The organism is Brevibacillus antibioticus, assembly GCF_005217615.1.
GTDB classification, from domain to species: Bacteria; Bacillota; Bacilli; order Brevibacillales; family Brevibacillaceae; genus Brevibacillus; species Brevibacillus antibioticus.
This window is the reverse complement of record NZ_SZNK01000001.1, coordinates 4,465,001-4,489,847: the sequence shown is the minus strand read 5'-3', so window position 1 is coordinate 4,489,847 and position 24,847 is coordinate 4,465,001. Positions and strand designations below refer to the sequence as shown.

The 24,847-nt window shown below is 48.3% G+C and carries 23 protein-coding genes and 1 pseudogene (1 of these 24 only partly in view); 22 read left to right on the top strand and 2 right to left on the bottom strand.

Annotated elements, in window-relative coordinates; all coding sequences use genetic code 11:
• Positions 1-19: 19 nt before the first annotated feature.
• The 7 genes from E8L90_RS21520 to E8L90_RS21490 all read left to right on the top strand — a co-directional run bounded on the left by E8L90_RS21520 (position 20) and on the right by E8L90_RS21490 (position 5,803).
• Positions 20-523: a DinB family protein gene (locus tag E8L90_RS21520; protein WP_137031310.1), complete on the top strand. Its 504-nt coding sequence runs from the start codon at positions 20-22 to the stop codon at positions 521-523.
• 212 nt (positions 524-735) lie between these two features.
• Positions 736-1,374 (top strand): nitroreductase family protein, encoded by a 639-nt coding sequence (locus E8L90_RS21515; protein ID WP_137031309.1) that lies wholly within the window; start codon positions 736-738, stop codon positions 1,372-1,374.
• Positions 1,375-1,397: 23 nt separating this feature from the next.
• Complete coding sequence (locus E8L90_RS21510; protein ID WP_137031308.1) at positions 1,398-2,345, top strand: ring-cleaving dioxygenase; 948 nt, start codon at positions 1,398-1,400, stop codon at positions 2,343-2,345.
• Positions 2,345-2,962: an alpha/beta hydrolase gene (locus E8L90_RS21505; protein ID WP_167497615.1), complete on the top strand. Its 618-nt coding sequence runs from the start codon at positions 2,345-2,347 to the stop codon at positions 2,960-2,962. The genes E8L90_RS21510 and E8L90_RS21505 overlap by 1 nt, the downstream gene beginning before the upstream one ends.
• 287 nt (positions 2,963-3,249) lie before the next feature.
• Positions 3,250-3,930, top strand: a complete 681-nt coding sequence (locus tag E8L90_RS21500; protein WP_137031307.1) for a response regulator transcription factor — start codon at positions 3,250-3,252, stop codon at positions 3,928-3,930.
• Positions 3,927-5,318: a sensor histidine kinase gene (locus tag E8L90_RS21495; protein WP_137031306.1), complete on the top strand. Its 1,392-nt coding sequence runs from the start codon at positions 3,927-3,929 to the stop codon at positions 5,316-5,318. Before E8L90_RS21500 ends, E8L90_RS21495 begins: the two co-directional genes overlap by 4 nt.
• A 44-nt stretch (positions 5,319-5,362) precedes the next feature.
• Positions 5,363-5,803, top strand: a complete 441-nt coding sequence (locus E8L90_RS21490; protein ID WP_137031305.1) for a hypothetical protein — start codon at positions 5,363-5,365, stop codon at positions 5,801-5,803.
• Between the two features lie 42 nt (positions 5,804-5,845).
• Here E8L90_RS21490 and E8L90_RS21485 read toward each other — a convergent pair whose 3' ends face one another.
• Entirely contained in the window at positions 5,846-6,211 is a 366-nt protein-coding gene (locus E8L90_RS21485; RefSeq protein WP_012684083.1) for an ArsR/SmtB family transcription factor, read from the bottom strand.
• Positions 6,212-6,362: 151 nt separating this feature from the next.
• Between E8L90_RS21485 and E8L90_RS21480 the strand changes: the two genes are divergently transcribed.
• Positions 6,363-6,659 (top strand): hypothetical protein, encoded by a 297-nt coding sequence (locus tag E8L90_RS21480; protein WP_137031304.1) that lies wholly within the window; start codon positions 6,363-6,365, stop codon positions 6,657-6,659.
• Positions 6,660-6,847: 188 nt separating this feature from the next.
• Positions 6,848-9,079 carry a heavy metal translocating P-type ATPase gene (locus E8L90_RS21475; RefSeq protein WP_137031303.1) on the top strand — a complete coding sequence of 744 codons (2,232 nt, stop codon included), beginning with the start codon at positions 6,848-6,850 and terminating at the stop codon, positions 9,077-9,079.
• Positions 9,080-9,132: 53 nt separating this feature from the next.
• Here the strand turns inward: E8L90_RS21475 and E8L90_RS31140 are convergent, their stop codons facing one another.
• Complete coding sequence (locus E8L90_RS31140; RefSeq protein WP_137031302.1) at positions 9,133-11,136, bottom strand: ABC transporter ATP-binding protein; 2,004 nt, start codon at positions 11,134-11,136, stop codon at positions 9,133-9,135.
• 324 nt (positions 11,137-11,460) lie between these two features.
• On the opposite strand from E8L90_RS31140, the gene E8L90_RS21465 reads away from it, so the two are divergent.
• The 13 genes and pseudogenes from E8L90_RS21465 to E8L90_RS21405 all read left to right on the top strand — a co-directional run.
• Positions 11,461-12,111 carry a polysaccharide deacetylase family protein gene (locus tag E8L90_RS21465; protein ID WP_244297344.1) on the top strand — a complete coding sequence of 217 codons (651 nt, stop codon included), beginning with the start codon at positions 11,461-11,463 and terminating at the stop codon, positions 12,109-12,111.
• A 70-nt stretch (positions 12,112-12,181) separates the two neighbouring features.
• Complete coding sequence (locus E8L90_RS21460) at positions 12,182-13,147, top strand: helix-turn-helix transcriptional regulator (protein WP_137031301.1); 966 nt, start codon at positions 12,182-12,184, stop codon at positions 13,145-13,147.
• Positions 13,148-13,231: 84 nt separating this feature from the next.
• Positions 13,232-13,753 carry a DinB family protein gene (locus E8L90_RS21455; protein WP_137033555.1) on the top strand — a complete coding sequence of 174 codons (522 nt, stop codon included), beginning with the start codon at positions 13,232-13,234 and terminating at the stop codon, positions 13,751-13,753.
• A 252-nt stretch (positions 13,754-14,005) separates the two neighbouring features.
• Positions 14,006-15,655: an AraC family transcriptional regulator gene (locus tag E8L90_RS21450; protein ID WP_137031300.1), complete on the top strand. Its 1,650-nt coding sequence runs from the start codon at positions 14,006-14,008 to the stop codon at positions 15,653-15,655.
• A 112-nt stretch (positions 15,656-15,767) separates the two neighbouring features.
• Positions 15,768-16,772 carry an iron-hydroxamate ABC transporter substrate-binding protein gene (locus tag E8L90_RS21445; protein WP_137031299.1) on the top strand — a complete coding sequence of 335 codons (1,005 nt, stop codon included), beginning with the start codon at positions 15,768-15,770 and terminating at the stop codon, positions 16,770-16,772.
• A 19-nt stretch (positions 16,773-16,791) separates the two neighbouring features.
• The gene (locus tag E8L90_RS21440; protein WP_137031298.1) at positions 16,792-17,799 is read left to right on the top strand and encodes a FecCD family ABC transporter permease; all 1,008 of its coding nucleotides are present in this window, start codon (positions 16,792-16,794) and stop codon (positions 17,797-17,799) included.
• Entirely contained in the window at positions 17,792-18,811 is a 1,020-nt protein-coding gene (locus tag E8L90_RS21435; protein ID WP_137031297.1) for a FecCD family ABC transporter permease, read from the top strand. The genes E8L90_RS21440 and E8L90_RS21435 overlap by 8 nt, the downstream gene beginning before the upstream one ends.
• A gap of 18 nt (positions 18,812-18,829) precedes the next feature.
• Positions 18,830-20,164: an alpha/beta hydrolase-fold protein gene (locus E8L90_RS21430; protein ID WP_244297342.1), complete on the top strand. Its 1,335-nt coding sequence runs from the start codon at positions 18,830-18,832 to the stop codon at positions 20,162-20,164.
• Positions 20,165-20,441: 277 nt separating this feature from the next.
• Positions 20,442-20,732 (top strand): annotated as a pseudogene (locus E8L90_RS31485) (MFS transporter); the annotation flags it as partial.
• 324 nt (positions 20,733-21,056) lie between these two features.
• Positions 21,057-21,440: an MmcQ/YjbR family DNA-binding protein gene (locus E8L90_RS21420; RefSeq protein WP_137031295.1), complete on the top strand. Its 384-nt coding sequence runs from the start codon at positions 21,057-21,059 to the stop codon at positions 21,438-21,440.
• A 52-nt stretch (positions 21,441-21,492) separates the two neighbouring features.
• Positions 21,493-22,863 carry a sigma-54 interaction domain-containing protein gene (locus tag E8L90_RS21415; protein ID WP_137031294.1) on the top strand — a complete coding sequence of 457 codons (1,371 nt, stop codon included), beginning with the start codon at positions 21,493-21,495 and terminating at the stop codon, positions 22,861-22,863.
• A gap of 405 nt (positions 22,864-23,268) precedes the next feature.
• On the top strand, positions 23,269-24,651 hold the full coding sequence (locus tag E8L90_RS21410) for a GntP family permease (protein WP_137031293.1): 1,383 nt from the start codon (positions 23,269-23,271) through the stop codon (positions 24,649-24,651).
• A gap of 66 nt (positions 24,652-24,717) precedes the next feature.
• A protein-coding gene (locus tag E8L90_RS21405) for a 3-hydroxybutyrate dehydrogenase (protein ID WP_137031292.1) crosses the window boundary here: on the top strand, positions 24,718-24,847 show its beginning. 656 nt of this gene lie beyond the right edge of the window; the window shows 130 of its 786 coding nt (coding positions 1-130); the start codon lies at positions 24,718-24,720; its stop codon lies off the right edge, out of view.

Genomic DNA, 24,847 nt, shown 5'->3' with positions numbered 1-24,847 from the left:
CAAAAAGGGGGGCTTTATCATGACGCACTATGCCAAAAACATGTATGACTTTCACGCGTGGGCGAATCAAACGTTAATGAATCGCTTGAAGGAACTTCCGGAAGATGTTTACGAGCAGGAGGTCCAAAGCGTTTTTCCGACCGTGGCAAAAGTGATGGAGCATATTTATATGGTGGATCAAACCTGGCTTCTCATATTGCAGGGGATGGATATGCAAATGGCCATGAATGAGACATGGCAGCAAGAGAAGAAAATTACGGGAAAAAGCTTGGAGGAAGTAGAGCAATTGTATGCCGAGCTAGTCGAGCAATTCAGAGCTTTTCTCAGCCAAGAAGAAGATTTGGAGCGGCGCATTGTCCTTGATAACCCGTACACGAGAATACGCGATACGAGCTTGGCAGAAATCATCATGCAAGTGGTCAATCACGGAACCTATCATCGTGGAAACATAACGGCGATGCTGCGCCAAATGGGGTATCCTTCTGTTATGACCGAGTATGCTCTTTACTGGTACGAAAACTGACAAATTCCTGGGGCTGGAAGAGATTTCATTCTTCTGGTCTTAGGTTGTTGACAAGGGAGAATTTTAGTCCTATAATTATCTTAAATTCAAGATATTAATTTTTGTAACATCGTCATCCTACTTCCCCAAGCAGGAACATTTTTTTACGATATTATCTTTAATTTAAGATATTAGAAAATGAATGAAATAGAAAAAATCGAGGAGGAAGTCCCATGAGTGAATTCACTACCCTTGTAAAAAATAGAAGATCCGCAAACAAGTTTCTACCGGACGTAACGATAACACCTGCTGAGATCGATGAAATCATGTCGCTGGTCAAATTCGCGCCATCTGCATTCAATTTGCAGCACGCCCACTATGTGGTTATTACTGATCCAGAAGTAAAAGAGCGTGTATATGAAGCGGCATATAGACAATATAAGGTAAAGACCGCTTCGGCAGTTGTGCTTGTATTCGGAGACAAGGAAGCGTACCAAAGCGTAGAGCGCATCAATGAAGGTCTTCTTCATTTAGGAATTATGGATCAACGCGAGTACGACCACAACAATTCTTCTGTCAGAGCGATGCACGAGTCAGGAGGAGAGCAGTTCAAGCGTGATGAAGCGATCCGCAATGCTAATTTGTCCGCAATGCTGTTCATGCTCGCTGCAAAGGATAAAGGCTGGGATACGTGCCCGATGATCGGATTCGACCCAGTGGCCGTCCAAGAGATCGCAAAGGTTCCGGACAGCTTTGTGCCAGCTTTGATGATCACGATTGGAAAAGAAGATACATCCAGCCAGCGTGTCAGAGGGTACCGCAAGCCAGTTGGAGAGTTCGTGAGCTACAACACATTCCAAGCAAGTAAATAATAAATTTGAGGAGGCTATTCAAAATGACACAGCAAACAGCAGGAATTCACCATATCACGGCATTTGTCACAAGCGCCCAAAATAACGTTGATTTTTATGCAGGGTTTCTCGGATTGCGCATGGTGAAAAAAACGATCAACTTCGATGCACCAGATGTATATCACCTGTACTTCGGGAATGAGGTCGGCAGTCCAGGTACTGCGATCACCTTTTTCCCGTGGGAAACTGGTCGCCGCGGACGCGTTGGCGGTGGGCAGGTTGGCTATACGACTTTCTTGATTCCGGTGGGGGCGTTTTCCTTCTGGGAGGATCGACTGAAAAAATTCGGAATCGAGTACAGCCGCGTAGAGCGTTTTAACGAAACGTATCTGCAATTTACGGACAGAGACGGCTTACAGCTGGAGATCGTGGAACGTGAAGGCGGCCCAGCGAGCAAATGGTCCTTTGGCGGAGTGCCGGCTGACAAGGCGATCAAAGGCTTCGGCGGAGCGATCTTGTACAGCATGGCTCCAGCCCACACCATGGATGTTCTCGAGAGACTGATGGGACTAACCAGAGTCGGCGAAGAAAACGGCCTTGTCCGTTTCCGGGCTCACGGTGATTTGGGCAATGTCATTGACGTGAATGCCGAGCCGATACCAAGAGGAGCAGGTGGTGCAGGTACGATCCACCATATCGCATGGCGTGCCATAGATGATCAGGATCACCAACTGTGGCAGCAGCGCGCGACTCAATCTGGTCTCCATCCGACGGATATTATCGACCGTCAATACTTCAACGCCATCTACTTCCGCGAGCCGGGCGAGATTTTGTTTGAGATTGCAACAGATCCTCCAGGCTTTGAAAGAGATGAGCCATTTGAGACATTGGGTGAAAAACTGATGCTCCCTGAGTGGTATGAGCCACGTCGTGCCCAGATTGAGCAAGGCTTGCCGCCGATTACAGTCAGAGTGTTGGAGGAAGATAAGTAATGAATTTGAAGCACGTTTTTCAAAAAGGAACCGATTCAGAAGCACCAACACTGTTGCTGCTTCACGGAACAGGCGGAGATGAGAACAACCTCTTGCCACTGGCCGATCGCATTTATCCAGGCGCTTCTGTTCTGAGTGTCCGTGGGAATGTTCTCGAAAACGGCATGCCACGATTCTTCCGACGCCTAGCAGAAGGAGTTTTTGACGAAGAGGATTTGGTCTTCCGCACGCAGGAGCTGCATGAGTTTTTGGATCAGGCGGCGGTTACGTATCAGTTCGAGCGAGACAATATCGTGGCAGTCGGCTATTCCAACGGGGCGAATATCGCAGGTAGTCTCCTGTTCCATTACCCGAATCCGCTAAAAGGGGCGATTCTTTACCACCCCATGGTTCCTCGCCATGGGATCGCTCTGCCTGATATGTCAGCCATTCCAGTGTTCATCGGAGCGGGCACGAATGATCCGATCTGTACGGCACAAGAGACAGAGGAGCTGAATCGACTACTGACAGAAGCAGGTGCTGACGTGACTGTGCATTGGGATTCGTATGGTCATCAGCTAACGGTGAAGGAAGTAGAGGCTTCGGCTGCGTGGTTTACAGAGAAGTTTCGCAAGTAATCGATGAGTAACAATAGCGGCGGACCTGAGTGTCTGCCGCTTTTTTTGTGTGCGCAAACAGTTGTTTTTCCGGGAAAAGCGTATGCTTCCCGCAGATTTAATCAGATGTGTAAGAGTCTGCAAGAGCAAGCAGTATTCATTCATCTCTTGTTCATATTGCTTCTTTACTATTGATCCACGTAGGTACAAGCCATTGACGATTTGCAGGAGGATCGACAAGTGAGTATTATTCAAAATAATGATGAAGCAAGAGAACTAGAGCGCGGAGTAGCAAGGGGGCCAGCTTAATGAAACTGACGATACTGATTGCAGATGATGATCCACATGTACGTGAGCTATTGCGGTTTTATTTAGCAAAAGAAGGATACCACGTCTTGACGTGTGTGGATGGTAATGAGGCTTCGCAGCTATTGGAACAGGAATCTGTCCAGCTCGCCATCGTGGATGTGATGATGCCAGGCAAAAACGGCTGGGAGCTGTGCCGGGAGATACGGGAATTTTACGACCTTCCTGTCATCATGCTAACGGCAAAAGGAGAGGTGCGGGATAAGGAAAAAGGTTTTTTGGCGGGGACGGATGATTATTTGACCAAGCCATTTGAGCCTACTGAATTGCTGTACCGCATCAAGGCCTTGCTGCGTCGCTATCAGATGGTCAGCAAACAAATCATCGTCATGAACGATACTGTCATCGATCGGATCAGCCATGTTGTGAAGGTAAAAGAAGAGTTGATTCATTTACCGTTAAAGGAATTTGAACTGCTTGCCCAGCTTGCCAGTTTTCCTGATCGGATCTTTACCCGAGATCAACTGTTGGAGCTCGTGTGGGGCGGCGATACCGAGAGCGATAGTCGTACGATCGATGTGCATATTAAGCGGCTGCGAGAGAAATTTACGGAGAAAACAAATGACTTTGTCATTTCTACAGTTCGCGGCTTAGGCTACAAGCTGGAGGTACGAGGCCAGTGAAATCTCTCTACGTCCGGGTCGTTCTTACCTTCGTCGCAATTGTACTGATCAGCGGCACACTTGGATTTTTGTTGGCAAATGAGTATTATCAACGCAATCTGCGCGCTTATAATGAACAAAAAATCATGAGCATCGGACAGCAAATGATTGATTTGTATGAGCATAAATCGTCGCTCGACCTGCCCGCCTTTATGACTCATGTCGCCAATTTGAATTTTCAGCTGTATCTCGTGGATGAGAATGGTGCTGCAAGCCAGTTCGGAGCACCTTTTCGCGATCAGCAGATAGAGCCTGCCATTATTCAAAAAGTGTTGGCGGGTGAGACCTACAGAGGGATTACAGAAGAACAGCACGGCTTGTTTGTGACCGGATTTTTTGAAAACACGTTAACAAACAGCATTGGCTTGCCACTTACAGCAGAAGGGAAAAAATACGCCCTGTTTGTACGGCCAAATATTGAGCAGCAGTTTGGTGAGGTGCACATTATGTTTGCCTTGCTGCTGGCAGCGATGTTTGTGCTTAGCTTAATCCTGATTTTGACATTTACCCGTTATTTGGTGAAGCCAATCGAGAAACTGAGCCATGCGACTAAAAAGCTGGCAGAAGGGCAGTACGATATCCACTTGGACATCTCTCGCCGGGATGAAATTGGCGATTTGGCCATGCATTTTGCCAGGATGACAGAGTCACTCAAACAACTCGACGAGATGCGCCAAGAGTTTGTCTCCAATGTCTCTCATGAAATCCAGTCTCCATTGACATCGATCCAAGGCTTTTCTCAAGCCATCCGCAGTGGTGGTGTGACAAGCGATCAGCGGGAGTTGTACTTGACTATCATCGAAGAGGAGAGCAGGCGGCTGTCTTCCCTGAGCAAGCAGTTGTTGACGCTCGCTTCCCTGGACAAAGAGACAGGTCTGTACGAACCGACACGTTTTCGTCTGGATGAGCAGATCAGGCAAGTCCTCTTAGTTTTGGAGCATCAGTGGCAACAAAAAAAGCTCGCGATGGAGCTGACTTTACCGGAGACCTTCATCGTGGGTGACAAGCAGCTGCTCAATCAAGTATGGATGAACCTACTTGCGAACAGTATCAAATTCACACCAATAGCAGGCTCTATTTCCATTGCGATACAAAAGGATACGCGAATCGTCGTGACCATTCGGGATACAGGGATCGGCATGTCAGAAGAAGAGCAGGAGCATGTCTTTGACCGTTTTTACAAAGGAGACAAGTCACGCAATCGAGAAGCAACGGGAAGCGGTCTCGGTCTTTCTATCGTGCAAAAAATTGTGCAGGTCGCAAAAGGCAGCATACATCTTCAAAGCCGTATAGGCGAAGGGACAACGGTTACAGTCAGCCTACCGACGGGTGAGCATCCTACTGCGTAAAAGACAAACGAATCATAACGAAGCGAAGCAAGGGAGTGATTTCCATGAATATCGGCATGCGTGTCCTCGCCGCAGTCATATCCCCTTTCTTTACCGGTCTGTATGCTGCGTTGATCATCTACATGTATCGTGATCCAAGCGCGCCGTACGGGTTTGGAAAAGAGTATTTGCTGGGTGTGCTCCTAAGTATGGCAATGAACCTGATTGTCTTCGTATGGCTGTCGGTATTCGTGGACTGGCTAGTGAGTAGGTCACACTTGAACGGGTGGAAAAAATACGCTGTGCGTTTCGGGGGATATGCGGTCATCGGCTATGTGCCTGTGTTTTTTCCATGGCTAATAAGTGTTGATCCGCAGGCGGCCTTGTTTTATCCGCAGGCAACGATTTTTGTGTTTGCTGCGATAGGTTACTTTCTTATATTTGTGGGAATAGAGGCGGTCAGGCAGCGGTTTACCCGGAAAACGAGTGTAAACCGCCATAGTTAATCAAATGTTTAGAATGCCTGAGTAACAAAAAAGCCCGAGCAATCAGGTAGCTCGGACAATGGTTTTCTGTTCTTTAGCGTGTTCAATCCCCGCAGATATGAGATGGCGTACATGGTCATCATCCAACGAGTAAAAAACGAGCTTTCCTTCTTTGCGGTACTTGGCCAGTCCCATGTTGCGAAGAAGCCGCAGATGGTGGGAGGTGTTAGCGATCGAGCTTCCGATGATAGCAGCCACATCACAGACACAGAGCTCGTCTTCCATCGAGAGGATGTGAATGATTTTGGCGCGGGTGTCATCGGCCAACGCCTTGAAGATTTTTGCTACCCCTTCTGATTCTGTGGCGAACGGCTTTAACCGATTTACTTTTTCCTCATCAAAACATTGGATTTCACAGATGTCATCCACTGTAACTATCACCTCATGCTCTACAATGTCCTACTATTATAGACATTCGCAGAGAAAGTGAAAAGGAAAAACGACATTTTCATGGCAGTGTAGTGTCCCCCTCTGTTTTCGTGTAAGATGAACATGATCCAAGAAATGGGGAGAGAATACCATGAGTGCGCAACCAAAGTGCCCGAAGTGCCGGTCTGCAAAAATTGATTTCACGGAATCGATTAATAAGCCATTATACATAACCATTTATGTAGCGGTTTTGGCAGTGCTTGCTTTGATCGGCATTTCGGTGAAAGGGACTCCTGTCATCTTTTTGTTCCTCGGACTATCAGGGGCCTTTATCCTGTTTGCCGTTCGTCTAGCCTTAGAAAAGCGTAAAGTAATCAAGTGCAAATGTCTGGACTGTGGGGAGCGTTGGCAGACCACCCCAACACCTGTAGAAACTCGTCCTAAGTAACAAGACTCCTAGTAATAGGGGTTTTTTTCTTATTCTCAATCTGTAAAAAATGGGCGAAATATTCCAATCAATTCTTGAACGAACCAGAAGGATGCGATAATATAATAATTAAATATTTGTTTGAATGTTTGTGGATTGATTTCATTTGAAGCTGGGCAAAATAGATGCTTGGAAAAAGGTGAAAACAGATGGCAGAAGAACGAAAAAAAGAAGAGTGTTGCAGTGGGCATCAATGCGGAAGTGAGCATACGCATGCGGGTAAAATTCTCACGGTTCTCGAGCCTGCGGCTGCGGAACCAGAAAGCGCAGGCATTCTTTCTTCACAGGCTGTTGTCTATCGCGTTACAGGTATGGATTGCAGTTCGTGTGCCAAATCGCTGGAAAAGCATATGCAGACGTTGCCTGCCGTAAAAGAGGTAAACGTGAACTTTTCCACGGGTAAAATGCAGCTCGTCGCGGATGGACTGGGAGAAGATGCGGTGGTCAAGGAAGTCGCCAAGGCTGGCTACAGTGCCATGCTGCTTACGAGAGGCACTGCTAAAGCAGTACCGAAAACGGATCAAGCAGGGACGGCACTGACGACGATTTCCGGTGTGCTGTTGGCTCTTGGTTTTCTAGGTTCCTTATTGCCTAGCATATCTCCACTGGTCGTTACTGTGCTCTATGCGTTGTCAATCATGAGTGGCGGCTACCGACCTGCGCGAAGTGCTTTTTACTCGATCAAAAGCGGCTCCCTGGATATGAACGTATTGATGTCTGTTGCGGCTGTTGGAGCAGCATTAATCGGGGAGTGGCTGGAGGGAGCGACAGTCGTCTGGCTCTTTTCCATCGGAACCTTGTTACAGACCAAGTCGATTGAAAAAACGAGGGACTCCATACGCAATCTAATGGATTTGGCTCCGCCTGAAGCATGGGTCAAAGAAGGGGAGTCTCTTAGCCGCAAGCCAGTTGAGGACATCGCTGTCGGTCAAGTCATCGTAGTGAAGCCGGGAGAGAAAATCCCGCTGGATGGTGTGATCGTACACGGGACATCGAGCGTCAATCAGGCCCCGATTACAGGTGAATCAATTCCTGTAGATAAGCTGGTCGGTGACAGTGTTTTTGCAGGGAGTGTCAACGAAAGCGGCGCGGTGGAGATCAAGGTGACAAAGCTGGTGGAGGATACGGCGATTGCCAGAATCATCCACCTCGTGGAGGAAGCGCAGGAGAAAAAAGCGCCTACGCAGGCATTCGTCGACAAATTCGCTACGATCTACACACCAATCGTGCTCGTGCTGGCTTTGCTCGTGATCGTATTCCCGCCATTACTCGGACTCGGTACCTGGGGAGAATGGTTTTACAGAGCGCTTGAGCTACTGGTTGTTGCTTGCCCGTGCGCACTGGTCATTTCCACGCCAGTTGCGATTGTGTCCGCGATTGGAAATGCAGCGAGAAACGGCGTCCTGATCAAAGGTGGTACGTTTTTGGAAAAAGCAGGAGCGATTACCGCGATTGCTTTCGATAAAACGGGTACATTGACGGAAGGAAAACCACAGGTTGCAGCGGTGATCGAGATGGAGGGAAGCGAGGACGAAGTAGTGTCGATCGCCAGAACGATTGAAGAGCGTTCTTCCCATCCGATTGCACAAGCGATTCTCACCTATGCGAAACAAAAGCAGATTGCTTCCCAGAGTGGGCAAGATTTCAAGGCGATCGTCGGAAAAGGGGCGAGCGCTGTCATCGGAACCGAAACATTTTATGCAGGGAAGCCCGCCCTGTTTCAAGAGCTGGGAGTCGATCTGTCTGCATGGCAAATGAAAATAGAGTCGTTGCAGAGTGAAGGAAATACACTGGTAGTTATCGGTACCGCAACGAAATTGATCGGGATGATTGCGGTTGCCGACACCATTCGTGAGATTACGGTTAGTGCTATTGGCAAGCTCAAGGCCGCAGGTATCGAAGACATCGTAATGCTGACTGGTGACAATGAGGGGACGGCGAAAAAAGTAGCGAGTCAGACTGGTGTGAACCGTTATTTTGCAGAGCTGCTGCCACAAGATAAGGTAGAAGCGGTCAAACGCCTACAGCAAGAAGGCAAGGTCGTCGCCATGGTGGGGGACGGGATCAATGATGCGCCTGCTCTCGCATCAGCTGATTTGGGGATTGCCATGGGTGGAGCTGGCACCGATACGGCAATGGAAACCGCGGATATCGTACTGATGGCTGACAACCTCGAAAAGCTGCCGCACACGATGAAGGTCAGCAGAAAAGCACTCTCGATTATCAAGCAAAACATTTGGTTCTCGATCATCGTGAAGCTGGTTGCACTCGTGCTGATATTCCCAGGCTATCTAACCTTGTGGCTGGCGGTGCTCAGTGACACGGGAGCCGCCTTGCTAGTCATCTTAAACAGCATGAGACTCTTGCGCATGAAGGACTAAATAAAAAAGGGAGATGAGCTGTCAAAGCTCTCTCCCTTTTTTCTGTATAAGGTTTACACCAAAACGCCGCCGCCGTATCTTTCGAATTCTTTCTGGGTGCAAGCGACAAAGTGACCGCGCTCAACTTCACGCAAGACGCGTTCTTCCCCTTGATCTCGCAAATATTCCTGATCATCGAAAACGATGCGCTTACGGTTGCGCTCATAATCAGGGTCTGGCAATGGAATTGCCGAGAGCAACGATTTGGTGTACGGATGAATCGGATTCTCGTACAGGCGATTACTTTCTGCCAGCTCCACAATACGTCCGCGGTACATCACACCAATGCGGTCACTGATGTATTTAACCATGGACAGGTCATGGGCGATGAACAGATAGGTCAGGCCTTTTTCTTTTTGCAGGCGCTTGAGCAGGTTAATGACCTGCGCCTGAATGGATACGTCGAGGGCAGAGATCGGTTCATCGGCAATGATGAATTCCGGATCAACAGCCAATGCCCGTGCAATCCCGATCCGTTGGCGCTGTCCGCCGCTGAACTCATGCGGGTAACGGTTTGCGTGCTCGCGGTTGAGGCCAACGGTTTCCAACAGCTCGTGTACCTTGGCGATGCGTGCTTCCTTGTTCGCCAGACGATGAATGTCCAGACCTTCCGCAATAATGTCAGATACGGTCAGACGTGGATTCAACGACGAGTACGGGTCTTGGAAGATCATCTGGATTTTGCGGTTGAGCCATTTCTTTTCTTCGAGTGTTTTCTTTCCGTGTACACTTTGTCCATTGAACAAGACCTCTCCGCCAGTTGCATCGTACAGGCGAAGGATGGTTCGTCCGGTGGTGGATTTACCGCAACCGGATTCACCCACAAGGCCGAAGATTTCCCCTTTGTAGATGTCAAAGGTGATACCATCTACAGCTTTCAGCGTATGACCATTTCCGAGGTCAAAATGCTGTTTCAAATCTTTGACTTCAACCAGCTTCTCACGGTTCTCGTAGTTGAACGTTTTTTTGGTGCTTATTGGAGCCTCAGTCGCCTCATTAGAATTGACTTTTCGTCTCACAGCTGAAGCAGGCGGCTTGATGTCAGGTGCCATTTCATGCAAAAGCCATGTTGCTGCATAGTGCGTATCGGAGATTTTGAACATCGGTGGTTCATATTCCAGATCGACCTTCAACGCAAATGGGTTACGAGCCGCGAAAGCATCACCTACAGGTGGCTTGAACATGTCCGGCGGCGATCCAGGAATGGACATCAGCTCGTCATCGCTGGAATCGAGGCTAGGCATGGAGCCTAATAGACCCCATGTATACGGGTGCTTAGGATCGTAGAATATTTCATCGACTTTACCGATTTCCACAATTTTACCTGCATACATAACCGCTACACGGTCTGCCATGTTAGCAACTACACCAAGGTCATGCGTAATAAAGATGATCGAGGTACCCATCTTCTTTTGCAATTCCTTTAGCAGTTCCAAAATCTGTGCTTGAATCGATACGTCCAGAGCCGTTGTCGGCTCATCGGCGATGATAATTTTTGGATTGCAGGCCAGTGCGATGGCAATCACAATCCGTTGGCGCATCCCACCAGAAAACTGGTGCGGGTATTGATCGACACGTTCTTTGGCAAATGGTATCCCTACCATTTCCAACAGTTCAATAGCACGGCTATGCGCTTCTGCACGGTTCAGCTTTTGGTGTTTGATGAAGCTCTCCATGATTTGGTTCCCGATAGTCATCGTCGGATTCAAGGAAGTCATCGGGTCTTGGAAGATCATCGAGATATCGCGACCGCGAACATCCTGCATTTCTTTTTCGGAAAGCGTAACCAAATCTCTTCCTTCAAAAAGAACTTGTCCTTTTGGAATGCGTCCAGGAGGAGAAGGAATGAGGCGCATAAGTGCTTGTGAGGTTACGGATTTACCGGAACCAGATTCACCAACAATCGCGAGCGTTTCTCCTTTTGCCAGATCGAAGGAGACGCCCCGTACTGCTTTGACTTCACCTGCATACGTATCGAATGACACATGCAGATCTTTTACTTCTAAAACTTTTCCCATACAATCCTCCCTTTCGAGCATGCTTTGTCGTGAATAACCCTCCATGTATATCCAACGCTCTCTCTAATAGAGGTAGTTCAAAAAGTCGACTTTTTGAATACGCACTAGTATAAATTTTTACGAAAATGAAAATCATTATCACTATTATACTATATTCATTAACCGTTGTTAAAAAATTTTTTTCTGCGTTGCATACTCATGCAGAATCTTCTTCCATTTTGCCAAAAGCCCAGAATAGCGGTTGATTTAGCGTTACCAAATGATAGCCCAGTCATACTATGCATCAAAGCAGCAGAATACTGGCTTATAGGGAGGGTAACGCTTGTGAACAAGCTCAATGGGCCCAAGGAAATCGCACTCACTTTTGACGATGGACCAGATCAGTTGTGGACGCCTCGTGTGTTAGACATATTCGCCCACTATCAAGTAAAGGCTACTTTCTTCTGTGTGGGACAAATGGTGAAGTACAATCCGAAAATACTGGAGCGGATCGTAAAGGAAGGTCACGTGGTAGGAAACCATAGCTGGGATCACCCTGACTTTACGAAAATCCCTCTCTTGGCTGTTCATGAGCAGGTAGAACGTACCTCAGATCAGATCGAAAAGGTAGTAGGTGTGAGACCTCGGATGGTTCGGCCGCCATATGGAGCGGTGAATGAGGAGGTCATCCAACTGTTTGCGGCGAGTGACTACGAAATGATTTTGTGGGATATAGACAGTTGGGATTGGAAAGGACTCACCGGTCCACAGGTCGCGAGTAACATCCTGGGACATGTCACCCCAGGCGCAGTCGTGCTTCAACATTCCGCTGGCGGTACGAAAGACACGCTGAAGGGGAGTGTGGACGCATTGCCCTATGTCATTGAGGTGTTACGCGAACAGAAATATACCTTTTCAACCGTTTCCGACATGTTTCAACTGGCAGCGTATCGAGAAAAGCCCTGTCCTGTCGAGAAAAGGAGAAGGGGCAGATAGAGGAAATGGATTGAAATCTGTGGTAATTAGTAGAAGCAGAAGATTTCTTTTTAGGGGAGCGAATCAGTCCATGTCCAAAGCCGATAATATGCTCTCCATTTTGTGGCTGTTGAAGACCGGTAAGCGAATGACAGCTAAGCAATTGGCAGAGATTCTCGAGATCAATATTCGCACCGTTTATCGCTATATCGACTCACTGTGTGCGAGCGGTGTCCCCATCATTTCTGATGCCGGACACAATGGTGGCTACAGTTTACTTCAGCAATTCAATGAAGCTCCGTTGTTTTTCGACCTCAACGAGCAAAAAGCCCTGATTCATGCAGCGGCTTTTGCTCAAGAGGCCGGTTATCCCTTCGGAGCAGATTTGCACCGAGCCATTTCCAAGCTAAAACGTTACACAAATGAAGAGCAACGTGACGCCATTGACCGACATAGTATCGGCTTCGAGGTGATTCAGCCTCCTGTTGATCCTTCTCTCGAATCTACCTTACAGGAACTGGAGCTGTCTGTTGCCAATGGGTACACCCTTTCGATGGAGTATCAGAAAGCCTACCAAACAACGAAACAGAAGCGTCAAATCGATCCATACGGGCTCGTTTATTGGAAGGGCAACTGGTATATCGTTGCCTATTGTCATCTCCGTAGCACCATTCGCAGCTTTCGTGCAGATCGTGTTTATGAGATCCAACGTACAGATGCCAGCTTTCAACGCCCTCCTGAATTTTCTGCGCGCCATTTTTTTCTCTCGAATTTACTACCGGAAGCAGACAAGCAGGGCGACACTATTTTGATCAAGGTCAAAGGAAGGCCACAGTCTCTCGCTGATTTGTGCAGGCATTGGTATCTCGGACATACTGTGATCGAGCGTAGCGAGGCACAGGTGATCTTTCAAGTAGATGAGCAAATGGTCCATTCGATCCTGCCACATTATCTTTTGCCATACGGAAAATCCATTCAGGTTGAAGAGCCAGCCTTTGTAAAAGAGCGTTTGGCTGCCATCGCTGCCGATTTATTTCATTTTTATCAATCGACTTGAATCCACTGACCATTTTTGTCAGTAGAGTTGATTTATATTGAAAGCAAAGAAGAGATGGAAAAAGTAAATGGAGGCAGATGGATTATGAAGCATGAAGCATTGCGCTTGTACGAATATCATGTATGGGCAAACGAAAAGGTATTCGAGCGGTTGCAGGAGGTACCAGAGGGAGTTAGTGAGCAGGAGGTTCCGAGTGTGCTTCCGACCATCACCCAGACGTTGGCCCACATTCTCAAGACCGATTATGTTTGGTTGTTGGCCATGAAGGGGGAGAGCTACGAAGAGGTAGGACTAAAAGTAGGGGTTCTCTTGCAAGAATTAAAAGGGAAGAACGTACACGAGCTGCGAAAACGGTTTGCCGAATCAGCCCAGCAGTTCAGAGACTTCTTCGGGCAAATCTCGATGGAAGACACCTCGCCTTATACGCATCCTGTATTGGGCACGGTTCATGCTCGTTATGCCGACATCGTCCAGCACGTCGCCAACCACGGAACCTATCACCGAGGCAATATCTCCGCCATGCTCAGACAAATGGGTCACGCGGGAGCTTCCTCCGATTACATTTTCTATTTGTTCGAGACTTCCGCGGTAGAACAAGAACAATAGGTTTTTTCTTTCATGCAAAAAGCGAAACACGTCTTTAGGCGTCCACCTCTGAGATACTTCCAGATTGGACCAATTTGGACGCGGTTTCGCTTTTTGCATTTCCAGAGGTCTGCACAGCGCTTTGATGATTGTTTGCTCGTCGATTACATATTCCTGATAGGAAGCAAGCGTCACTTTTGATATACTTTCTCTATTGATGATATTGAGAATGATTATCAATATTTACATAGAGGATCGGGCAGAGGTGAGAACATGAACGAAACACAAGCCTTGGTTCAACAATTCACAGAGAAGACCATGGCAGAAGCCATTTTTAAGCTGCGTGACATTACATGGCTCAAAGCACAAGGACATGACCGACTACGCCAACAATTCACTCATACGTATATTTTGCTGGTAGTAACCGGGGGACGAGGGCGCCTGCGACTGGAAAACGAGGAGTACCAATTGCGGCAGGACGCGATTTACGTATGTCCTCCTATGCTTACGTTTGGCATCGTCCCTGATTCGACTGATCATTTGGAGATGTACATGCTTCGCTTTGATGTTTTTATGGAAACGAGAGACAGACATTGGCGCTTCCAAGCCCTTCGGGAAAAGGACCTATTTCCTTTTCGCGGGGAGATCTCTGTCCAATCGGCAGGGCAGCTGCCTATCTATTGTGATTTGATCCAGAATCTATGGAAGCAGGAGACGGCACTCGAGCGTTTTCGAAGCCAACATACGTTTCAAGAGCTATGGTACCACATCGTCAAGCATGCTCACTTCTCGGCCACAGATTCTGGAATGGCGCTTGAGCGGGCACGTGCACATATGGAAGAGCATTACGCGGAAAATGTGACGATTGAACAGCTGGCTCGCATCGCAGAGGTAAGTCCAAAATATTTCGTCGATCTGTTCAAAAAAACGTACGGCACCTCAGCTATGGACTATTTGGCGGAGATTCGCATCAGCCGGGCGAAGCAGATGATGGTGCAGTCGCATGCCAAGCTGCGCGATATCGCTCATCAAGTGGGCTACAACGACGAATTTTACTTTAGTCGAAAATTCAAGAAGGCTGTTGGTGTTTCACCGACTCTCTATATGAAAAGCCGCCAACGAAAAATTGCGGCGTACGGCTCAACCATCATCGGGCATTTGCTGGCTTTAAAAATGATTCCTTACGCGGCGCCTCTACACCCGAAATGGACGGCTTACTATCATCACAGCTATCGACACGATATCCCGGTACATCTGAGCGCGTTTCGAATTAACCAGAATTGGAAAGGCAACATCGAAATGCTTCGCGATGCCAAGCCGGACGTCATCATTGGCTTGGCCGAGACGAGTTTGCAGGAACAGAAGCAACTGAATGAGATTGCGCCCACCTTGTATGTACCCTTTGAAGAGCGGGGATGGAAAGAACAACTGCAGCTTATGGCAGACTTTTTGGGTGAGTCCGTGGAAGCGCATCATTGGCTTTGCGAGTATGAGAAAAAGGTGAAGAGGGCCCGAGCAAAGCTTCAACACGTTCTAGACGATGAGACGGTGCTCATCGTGCGGATGTTAAAAAACCAGCTCTATGTCCACTGCAATCGCAGCATGAAGGAAGTGTTTTATCAGGATCTACAAGTCAATCCTGCTTTTGTCTCGGAGCAGCACGAGTACGACCAGCCTGTCACTGTACAGGAATTGGCTGTGCTCGCGCCAGATCGCTTGCTGCTGTTGGTTTGCCAAGAGGCTGAAACGTTGGCATGCTTCCAAGCCTTGAGAGCATCGGGACCATGGCAAGAGATCCAAGCAGTCCGCAACAATCGGGCGCATGTCATTATGTCGGACCCTTGGCGAGAATACTCGGCAACGGCTCATGAACGGATCGTGGAAGAGAGTGTGAGATTGTTTTCAGGAGATCGTCCATGTTGATTCTGGATTTCGTCCATGGTCGGGCATGAGTGGATGCTTTATAATCACGAATGATAATCGTTATCACTAATCCGAAGTGAGACATTACATTTCTGAGAGGGGTCTTTCAAGAATGAAAAAGATATACCTAGGCTTGAGCATTGCAGCGCTGACATTGGCTCTGACAGCGTGCGGCGGAGGAAAAGAAGCAGCGAATAACACGACTGCACCTGCTGCAGCACCTGCGACAACGGCTTCAGCAGAAAAGCCGGCCGATGAAGCCAATAAAGCAGAGACACGCACGATCAAATATTTGGATAAAGAATATACCGTTCCTAGCAAAACAGAGAGAATCGTCATTGTAGGAAGCATGGAGTCCATGGAAGATTCCCTTGTGCTGAACGTAAACCCGGTAGGCGCGATTTCTGTCGGCGGCAAATTCCCGGAGATGTTTGCACCGATTACGGGTCAAGCCACATCGATTGGGGAAAAAATCCAACCGAATCTGGAAACGATCCTGTCCTTGAAGCCGGACGTGATCTTGGGTAGTAGCAAATTTCCACCAGAAATGGCTGAAAAGCTAAACAAGATTGCACCTACCTTCCCTGTTTCTCACATTTCAACCAACTGGGAAGCGAACCTGCAATTGTTGGGTGAACTGACTGGCAAGCAAGCTGAGGCAGAAAAAGCGCTCAATGAATACAAATCAGGGATTGAAGCGGCAAAAGCAAAATTGGGAGACAGCGTGAAGGATACAAAAGTATTGGTGATTCGTCTGCGCCAAGGAAATATCGGCATCTATCCAGAGAAGGTGTTCTTCAACCCAGCTCTGTACGCAGACCTTGGTTTAACAGCACCAGAAGAAGTAAAAGCGGCGAAGGCACAAGAAATGATCTCCATGGAGAAATTCAGCCAGATCAACCCGGACTACCTGTTCATCCAGTTCTCTCCAGACGAGAATAAGGACAAGCCAAATGCATTGGAAGATTTGCAGAACAACCCGATTTGGAAGAGCGTGAATGCAGTGAAAAACGGCAAGGTTTACGTAAACGTGGTTGATCCTCTCGCACAAGGCGGTACTGCTTGGAGCAAAACACAATTCCTGAAGGCGGCTGTAGAAAAATTGTCTGCCAAGTAAAAGTAGGCGAGGGTAGGCTATGCAATCCAAAAAAGCAACTTCCATGATCATACTAGCTGTTTCGCCATTGGTGATCCTGCTTACAATCTTGCTCTCCATTCATTACGGGGCCAAGCCGATTGATGCGGGGACGATTTATCAAGCTTTCTCTGCCTTTGATGAAGGGAATGTCGATCATCAAATTGTCATGCATTCTCGCTTGCCAAGAGTTTTGGGCGCACTCATGATCGGAGCATTTCTAGCGATATCAGGAGCGTTGATGCAGGGGATGACGAGGAATTACCTCGCGTCCCCCTCTATTATGGGCGTGTCTGACGGTTCGGTCTTTGCCGTTACGCTGTGCATGGTTTTCCTTCCATCTGCTACGAGTGTCACGATGATTACCATGTCCTTGATCGGTTCCGCACTCGCGGTTGCGATGGTTCTCGCTTTTTCCCGACTGTTGCCGAACGGCTTAACGCCAGTAGGGATGGCGGTCATCGGTACGATTACAGGTACTTTTCTGAGCAGTATTTCAGCCGCGATTTCTACTTATTTTCAAGTCTCGCAAAACGTCAGCTTCTGGTACAATGCGAGGCTGCATCTCTTGGAGCCTGAGTTGGTGAAGCTAGCGGTCCCTTTTGCCATCGTGGGTATTGTCATAGCACTTCTTTTGTCCAAATCTATTACGATCTTATCCTTGGGCGACGAAGTATCTCGAGGTCTCGGACAGAGAACGGTGATGGTCAAAGTGCTGGCAACAGCCGCTGTTGTCATTCTGACAGGCATTTCCGTAGCGTTGGCAGGAAAAATCGCCTTTGTCGGGCTGATCATTCCCCACATTACCCGCTTTTTGGTAGGTCTCGATTATCGATGGATCATTCCATGCGCAGGTTTATTGGGCGGTATTTTCCTCGGCTTGTCTGACGTTCTCAGCCGATTTATGAACAGTCCGTTTGAGACCCCAATCGGTGTGGTGACGGCTTTTATTGGCGTTCCGTTCTTCCTCTATTTGATTTACAAGAGAGGAGGGGGAAAGCATGCCTAATCGAAAAGGTAAATTTCGTTTGCTATTTTTCGTCAACATCGCTTTGACTTTGCTGGCAATTTATATCAGCCTGACCAACGGTGCATTTGACATGACGGTGCTGGATGTCATCCGTACGTTATTGCGTATTGATCCTGTAGCGGAATATGATTTGGTTATTTTCGATTTCCGCCTGCCGCGGATTGTTATTGCGGCGTTAGTGGGCTTTGGATTGGGGGTCGCTGGTACCGTCATTCAGGGGATCACCCGTAACGGGCTGGCTGATCCGGGGATTTTGGGCATTAATGCTGGGGCAGGAGCCGCTATCGTCGCTTTTATGTTTTTCTTCGGTGGACAATTCATGGATGCGAGCTGGTATTCCATCATGGCCATGCCGTTGTTTGGTTTGACAGGCGGATTGCTTGCGGCTGGACTGATTTATCTATTTGCTTGGCGTAACGGAGCACTTGACCCACAACGACTGATTCTGGTGGGGATCGCGATTGGCTCCGGATTGGGTGCCGTGGCACTGTATCTCTCGTTAAAAATGAATCCCAACGATTTTGAAATGGCAGCCGTATGGCTCACGGGCAGTATTTGGAGTGCCAATTGGACGCATATTGCAGGGATGCTGCCATGGCTCGTCATACTCATTCCTGTTTTGATGCGCAAGGTGCATATTCTCGATTTGCTTCAATTGAGTGAGGAGTCCGTCAAGAATCTGGGTGTGCCCGTGGAAAAGGAGCGCAATATTCTCCTGCTGTCGAGTATCGGGATCGTGAGCGCATGTGTTTCGGTTTCCGGAGGCATTGGATTCGTCGGCTTGATGGCACCGCATATTGCGAAGCGTTTGACGGGAATCCAGCACAGGTATGTTCTTCCCTTGTCAGGAACAATCGGGATGCTCATGGTCGTGGCAGCGGACTTTATCGCCAAAACGGTGTTCACACCCATTGAACTACCAGTGGGTATCGTCATTTCGATCATCGGTGTACCGTATTTCTTCTATCTACTGAGTAGAAGAAAAAAATAAAGAGGGGACGTGCAAATTGTGAAGGGACAATTGTTAGCAGACGTAAGCCATCACCGAGCACTGCTCGTATATTTGCCGCCATCCTATGACAAGAGTACGTCCCGTTTTCCCGTCATGTATGTCCATGATGGCGGTGACTTGTTTGACCCTGCGTTTAGTACGGCACTCGATGTAATCGAAGATCAGTTTGCAGAGGGAAAAATTCCTGAGCTAATTCTCGTCGGCATCCAACCAGAAAACCGCAGGGATGACTATACGCCTTGGTTTTCCAAAGCGATCTCGCCTGAGCGCAACATTGATTTTGGCGGACAAGGAGATGAGTATCTTTCTTACGTCGCCAATGAATGTAAGGCGTATATCGACAGCAAGTACAGAACAGACCCTAGGCCTGAAAAAACAGGGATCATCGGATTTTCGCTAGGTGGCTTGATCTCGATGTACGCTGCGCACCAATACCCGGATGTTTTCACGAAAATCGGCAGCATCTCGGGATCGTATTGGTATGAAGGCATGGTTTCGTTTATGCGGGAAAAGAAAATGTACCATCCCGGGCTGCGCATCTACATGGATGTCGGCAGTAAGGAAGGGACCAAAAAACAAAACGTCCAGAAACAAATGGTTCCGCTGACAAAAGAAGCGCATGAGATATTGATAGATAGCGGCTTCACAGCAGATCAGCTCGTCCTGTTCATGGACGAAGGGGCGGATCATTTGAGCAAATATGCAAATGCCAGATTTCCGGGGGCGTTGGAATGGCTCTGGAATGAGAAGAAGGAGGAGACAGAAATGGAACTGTCCAAATTGATTAGAGAACGTCGCTCGATTCATCGCTTTACAGATCGTGAGGTAGACCCTGCACTGGTTACTGAACTGATGGATACAGCCGTGTGGGCGCCAAATTATCACATGACACAACCGTGGCGCTTTATCGTGACGTACGGGGAAGGCAAGAGAAGAATCGCAGAAGCCGTGCGGATTATGAAGGAAAAGCGGGAGATTGATCCGGCGAAAAAGAAAGAAGTCGGCGAGAAGTTTTACAATAAAATCATGGCGATTCCGATGCTGATGACGGTCATCATGGAAGAAAGTCCGAACCTGATTACCCGTCAGGACGATTTCGCTTCGACCAGCATTGTCATTCATAACTTTAGCTTGCTAGCGTGGGAAAAAGGCATCGGTCTGACGTGGGAGACGTACCCGTGGATACACGAACCGGAATTCCGTGAAGCGATGGGCATTCGACCAGGTGAAAAAGTGCTGGGGAACCTGCATATTGGTTATCCCGCCGCGATCCCTGGCGCTCAGCCGCGCATTCCCGCAGCAGAGCGCATCACACTTGTCGACAAGGCATAGGACAAGATCAAGTGAATTTTTCTTGTCTCAGGATTACTTTTTGTGGTACCTTTGGGTCATTCTACAAGAAAGGGTGACCATTAAACCAATCATCTGCTAACTCCTATTTCCACAAAACTAATCGGATAAAACGATGCGTTGTTGGATAGGCGTAGTATGTGTATATTGGCGTATAGATGGTAGATCCTTTTTAGACTCACCAAAGGGTTTCTATGTCTTTTTGACGATAATATGCGTAGCCTTCTGTCCAGTTCGCAACGGATAAGGGGGCTTTTTTATGTCAAATGTTTTGAAAAACCGCTATGTCAGGACTATTTTGTTATCAGGATTTTTGTTGCAAATCGGAGTATGGGTGCGCAACATGGCGATTCTGCTCTTTGTGATGGACCATACAGGAGAAGATCCGTTCGCCGACCGCTGGCAACCGAGAAAAACGATGGTCTGGTGTGAGGTGCTGAGTGCTCTATCGGTTGTCGGAGTGCTGCTTACCTTCGTTTACGGCTCGTGGAAGGCCATCTTTTTTGCCACACTCATTTCAGCCATTCTCTCTCAGTTTTCTCAACCGTCCAGTTCATCGCGGGATTGCTCTTGCCCTCCATTCAAATGGGGATCAACACCACGCTGCTTAAAAATACCGAGAGTACCTTTATTGGTCGGGTGAATGGAATACTGACCCCGTTGTTTACAGGCTCCATGGTCGTCATGATGAGTATTACGGGGGTATTGAACCTACATCTTCCGCTCGCAGTCATATACGGGATCGCTGCATTCCTGATGATCATGGGTCTCAGCTTTATTTTGCCGCTTTATCGTATGAGGGAAGGAAACGTGGTGCAAAGTACAGAACAGACTGGTATATAAGCGTTTGGAACCACAGGGAGGCTTGAACCAGATGGTGCACGAACAGATTTCTTCTATAGAAGGGTTGAAGATGGTAGCTGCTGTTCGCGAGCTGGCGATGCGATTGCCAGAAGTAACGGAGCAGGTAGACGCTTTTGGACATACCTCGTTTCGCGTAAACGACAAGCCGTTTGTCATTTTGGGAGAGGGGGGCATTGAAGGCCCCTCCCTTTCTGTGAAGGTGCTGAAGACGACCCAAGAGATTTTGCTTGTGCAGGAGCATTTTTACAAGACGCCGTACATCGGCCATCACGGCTGGGTTTCGATCCTGGACAAAAACGTGACTAGCTATGGTGAAATCGAGGATTACATACGGGAAGGCTATATGTGCGCGGCTCCCAAGCGATTGGTCAAGCAATTACAGCACCTCCCCTGATCGTTCCTGTATAATTTTTACACAGCGTATTCAGACAAAGGGGGAGCCGGTTTTGGATTGGAATCTCCAGCAGATGAGCAAATTGCTTGAGGTCGTTTTTGAAAATGCCCATGAACCAATGATCGTAACGGACAAGGATGGAAAAATACTCTTATTGAATCGGAGCTATCGGGAATTCCTGAATGTACAGGACGTGATCGGACAGCCAGTGACGGATGTCATCGAAAACACGCGGATGCATATTGTCGGTCAGGAAGGTGTTGCCGAGATCGCAGACATTCAGCAAATAAAAGGACAGAATATGATTGCGCACCGCATCCCGATCATGGACGAAGGTAAAGTGATTGCCGTTCTGGGAACGGTGCTGTTCCAGGATGTGCAAGAGCTTACTGCCTTGGCTGCGATGGTTGCTCAGCTGAAGGATGAGCTGACCTATTATAAGAAAGAGTTGCGGCGGCGAATGGGGGCTACCTATCATTTTGACCAAATCGTTGGGTACAGCCAGAAGCTGCAGGAGCTTAAAGGATTTTCTCTGAAAGTTGCGAAAAGCGATTCGACTGTGCTCATCACAGGCGAAAGCGGGACGGGCAAGGAGCTGTTTGCCCACGCTATTCATGCCGAGAGCAAGCGCAAAATGGGTCCTTTCATTCGGGTGAATTGTGCCGCTATTCCAGATTCTTTGCTCGAATCAGAGCTGTTTGGCTATGAAGAAGGTGCGTTTACTGGAGCTGTTCGCCGCGGAAAAAAAGGAAAGTTCGAGCTGGCTAATCACGGAACCATTCTGTTGGATGAGATCGGGGACATGCCGTTGCCGTTGCAAGCCAAGCTACTGCGCGTGTTGCAGGAAAAAGAAGTCGAGCGGGTAGGTGCTGTTCGGACGACGCCAATCGATGTGCGGGTAATAGCTTCCACGAATTCGGACATGCTTCAAAGCATCAAAGAGGGGAAGTTTCGAGCGGACCTCTATTATCGGTTGAATGTCGTGTCACTTTCGATTCCTCCGTTGCGCGAGCGTTTGGAGGATTTGCCGGAGCTGGTTTCGAATCTGCTCAAACAGCTTGGCGAGTCCACTGGTGTTGCGGTCAGGACCATTGATGAAGAAGTATGGAACGTATTTAGGGGTTACTCCTGGCCCGGCAATGTACGGGAGTTGAAAAACGTGCTGGAACGAGCCCTTCATCTAATGGAAGACGATGTCCTGAAAAAGGAGCATATCTGGTTGCCTGTTTCGGACGAAGGGTCACTCCCCTCCTTGTCGGTTCCAACTCATGCCGTTCGACCATTGAAACAAGTCTTGGAAGAGGCTGAGCAGGAAGCACTTCGCCAAGCGATGCAGCAAGCCGGGGGGAACAAGCTTTCCGCCGCCAAGCTGTTGCAAATCAGCAAGTCCAGCTTTTACGAAAAGTGGGAGAAGTACCAGTAGCAAGAGGCGCGTATAAGTCGGGGATGTGGCGTTGAGCCAGGTTCACGGCTTTTTTTATCTGGAGGAACAATGTTTTGGTAGATTCCGGTTTTCTGGAATAGAGCAAGAAGACCTCCCGCTTAAACCCAGTAGCCTCCCTCGAGCAGAATCCCTAAAAAGTGGGCAGATTTTTGCTAGATTCCATAAAACCGGACAAAAAATTCCGGAAATCCGGAAAAATTGCAAGCGCTATCATCCGCTTACAAACAGTCGAGGTACGATGAACGGGTGTGGTAGAACGATTTTTTTGGAATCGGCTGGAGTTGGCATGGTCCATGCAATTGAGCTGGATATGAAAGCGTTTTCTCCAAGTGAATCCACATCATTTCCTCTGTAAGCGGAGGAGAATATTGAAAGGAGAATTATATGATCATTGAAGTGTTATCCATCTTGATTTCGCTCGGTCTCCTGATGTTTTTTGCGTATCGGGGTTATCCTGTTATCGTATTTGCCCCTATTTTTACCCTGCTGGCGGTTGTCCTTTCCGGGATCTCTCTGCTGCCGAGCTACACCGAAACCTTTATGACGAATGCAGCAAACTATGTGAAATCATTCTTCCCTATTTTCTTACTGGGTGCCATTTTCGGAAAAGTCATGGAGTTGAGCGGTGCCGCCTCGTCCATTGCCCACACGATTGTAAAGGCACTTGGCTCCAATCGTGCGATCTTGGCTGTTGTTTTGGCTTGCTCGATTTTGACGTATGGCGGGGTTTCCCTGTTCGTTGTAGCTTTTGCGGTGTATCCGTTTGCCGCTGCGATTTTCCGTGAAGCCAATATTCCGAAGCGTCTCATTCCAGGGACGATCGCGCTCGGTGCTTTTACGTATACGATGGACGCCTTGCCAGGTACACCGCAAATTCAAAACATCATTCCTACGACTTATTTTGGTACGGATGCTTATGCTGCACCTGTTCTAGGAACGATTGGCGCCATCATGGTTTTCGTTGGCGGGATGCTATGGCTGGATCGCAGACGCAAGCAAGCTGCCGCTGCTGGGGAAGGCTATGGCGAGGGACATACGAATGAGCCAGAGCTGATCAAAAATGAAACCTATATGAACATCTGGGTTGCGATTCTCCCGCTGGCATTGGTGCTCGTGGGTAACTATTTGTTCAGCAGAGGGATTTGGACAGTAGAGACGTGGTACGATCCAGCGATTCTCAAAGAATCATTTAAGATTGAGAAAGTGAAAAACGTTGTCTCTTCTTGGTCACTGATTATTTCGCTCTGTCTTGGAATTATTGCCGCAATTTTAATCAATGTGAAGCAAGTCAAAAACAAGCTGGCGAGTGGTTTGACGGCAGCAGCGATGGGCGCTCTCTTGGCGATCTTCAATACTGCTTCCGAAGTTGGGTTCGGAAACGTTGTGAAAACATTGCCGGGCTTCAAACTCATCCAAGGCTGGATTATGGGAGCAAGTGATCATCCGTTGGTTTCGGAGGCACTGGCTGTAAACGTACTGGCGGGTGTGACAGGTTCTGCGTCGGGCGGTATGTCGATCGCGCTGGAGGTTATGAGCAAACAATACCTGGAGATGGCAAATGCTGCGGGAATCAGCCCTGAGTTGCTGCACCGTATTGCCTCGATGTCTTCTGGTGGTATGGACACATTGCCACACAACGGAGCGGTCATTACACTGCTCGCGATTACTGGTTTGACTCACCGCCAATCGTACAAAGACATTTTCGCAATCACCGTTTTGAAAACAGCTGTCGTGTTCATTTTGGCATTCGCCGTTTCTATTATTTAAATTTCATCAGAGATCGGCCAGTTTATAGACAGAGAAAATGAGGGACAGGAGAGGAGATAGCAGGGTATGGAGAAGTTGTTGGAGCAGCAGGTGGCAGTAGTAACAGGGGCTGCGAGCGGAATTGGCTTGGAGATTGCCCGGACGTTTGCCGAGGAAGGGGCGAAAGTCGTCATACTAGACTTGAATGGGGAATCAG

Excerpts from the sequence above, each read along its gene's own strand:
- E8L90_RS21460 (WP_137031301.1), top strand. The coding sequence starts at position 12,182 with ATGTCCAAAGCCGATAATATGCTCTCCATTTTGTGGCTGTTGAAGACC.
- E8L90_RS21520 (WP_137031310.1), top strand. The coding sequence starts at position 20 with ATGACGCACTATGCCAAAAACATGTATGACTTTCACGCGTGGGCGAAT.
- E8L90_RS21445 (WP_137031299.1), top strand. The coding sequence starts at position 15,768 with ATGAAAAAGATATACCTAGGCTTGAGCATTGCAGCGCTGACATTGGCT.
- E8L90_RS21480 (WP_137031304.1), top strand. The coding sequence starts at position 6,363 with ATGAGTGCGCAACCAAAGTGCCCGAAGTGCCGGTCTGCAAAAATTGAT.
- E8L90_RS21455 (WP_137033555.1), top strand. The coding sequence starts at position 13,232 with ATGAAGCATGAAGCATTGCGCTTGTACGAATATCATGTATGGGCAAAC.
- E8L90_RS21450 (WP_137031300.1), top strand. The coding sequence starts at position 14,006 with ATGAACGAAACACAAGCCTTGGTTCAACAATTCACAGAGAAGACCATG.
- E8L90_RS21420 (WP_137031295.1), top strand. The coding sequence starts at position 21,057 with ATGGTGCACGAACAGATTTCTTCTATAGAAGGGTTGAAGATGGTAGCT.
- E8L90_RS21440 (WP_137031298.1), top strand. The coding sequence starts at position 16,792 with ATGCAATCCAAAAAAGCAACTTCCATGATCATACTAGCTGTTTCGCCA.
- E8L90_RS31140 (WP_137031302.1), bottom strand. The coding sequence starts at position 11,136 with ATGGGAAAAGTTTTAGAAGTAAAAGATCTGCATGTGTCATTCGATACG.
- E8L90_RS21510 (WP_137031308.1), top strand. The coding sequence starts at position 1,398 with ATGACACAGCAAACAGCAGGAATTCACCATATCACGGCATTTGTCACA.
- E8L90_RS21505 (WP_167497615.1), top strand. The coding sequence starts at position 2,345 with ATGAATTTGAAGCACGTTTTTCAAAAAGGAACCGATTCAGAAGCACCA.
- E8L90_RS21475 (WP_137031303.1), top strand. The coding sequence starts at position 6,848 with ATGGCAGAAGAACGAAAAAAAGAAGAGTGTTGCAGTGGGCATCAATGC.
- E8L90_RS21435 (WP_137031297.1), top strand. The coding sequence starts at position 17,792 with ATGCCTAATCGAAAAGGTAAATTTCGTTTGCTATTTTTCGTCAACATC.
- E8L90_RS21490 (WP_137031305.1), top strand. The coding sequence starts at position 5,363 with ATGAATATCGGCATGCGTGTCCTCGCCGCAGTCATATCCCCTTTCTTT.
- E8L90_RS21515 (WP_137031309.1), top strand. The coding sequence starts at position 736 with ATGAGTGAATTCACTACCCTTGTAAAAAATAGAAGATCCGCAAACAAG.
- E8L90_RS21410 (WP_137031293.1), top strand. The coding sequence starts at position 23,269 with ATGATCATTGAAGTGTTATCCATCTTGATTTCGCTCGGTCTCCTGATG.
- E8L90_RS21500 (WP_137031307.1), top strand. The coding sequence starts at position 3,250 with ATGAAACTGACGATACTGATTGCAGATGATGATCCACATGTACGTGAG.